Source organism: Streptomyces sichuanensis (assembly GCF_020328095.1).
Taxonomy (GTDB): Bacteria; Actinomycetota; Actinomycetes; order Streptomycetales; family Streptomycetaceae; genus Streptomyces; species Streptomyces cinnamoneus.
Genome location: NZ_JAIXMK010000246.1, coordinates 1 through 753 on the forward strand (window position 1 = coordinate 1; position 753 = coordinate 753).

At 74.9% G+C, this 753-nt stretch carries 2 pseudogenes; both read right to left on the bottom strand.

The features are described from left to right. Positions 1 to 541 (bottom strand): annotated as a pseudogene (locus tag LE181_RS31660) (hypothetical protein); the annotation flags it as partial. Beyond that, positions 538 to 753: pseudogene (locus tag LE181_RS31665) on the bottom strand (hypothetical protein); the annotation flags it as partial. The pseudogenes LE181_RS31660 and LE181_RS31665, both read right to left, overlap by 4 nt.

Below are 753 nucleotides of genomic sequence, written 5' to 3' on the forward strand. Positions count from 1 at the left end.
GCCGGCCGCACGTCGGCGGGAGGGCGCCGCGTCCGGCCGCGCCCGTGCCGGTGACGGGTACGACGGGGGCGGCGTCCACCTCCGGCCTGGGCCAGGCCCGTTCGAGCAGGCACCGGCGGCGGCGCACCTCCCGTTGCAGAACGGGGACGGGCACCGGGCGGACCGGGCCGAACCAGTGCTTCGCCTCTTTCAGGAAGCGGTCCGGCACGGGCTGGGCGGCGTCGAGCGGGGAGAGGACGAAGTAGGCGGCGTCGAACAGGGCGCTGAGGTGGCACAGTTCGAGCTCGCCCCGGCTCAACCGGCCGTGCTCGACGAGGAAGCTGCCCGCGCGGTAGTCGGGACCGCCCGCCTCCACGGCCTCGTCCCAGCTCTCCGGCGACAGCCGTCCCCCGGCCGTCAGCCGCCATCCCACATCGGGCACCGCCGGACTCTCGGCGTGCACCACCGCGCCGTCGGCCAGGTAGAGCGCGCCGACGCAGCCGTGGAGGGCGCCCGTGGCGCGTTCGGCGGCGAGCCGGGCCAGCGTGGAGTCGCCGCTCACGTCACCACCAGCCGGCCGGCGAGGTCCTTGACCCGGAACAGGGCCACCGCGAGGTTGGCCTCGGCGCGGTCCAGCCACAGGTAGAGGAAGACGCTGCTGTCGAAGGCGGTCTCCACGAAACGTATGAGGTGGTAGCCGCCGCGTGCCGTGACGATGACGTCCTCCACCGGGCCGGGGGCGGCTGCCGAGCGGGTGAACGCGGCGTTCTCGAA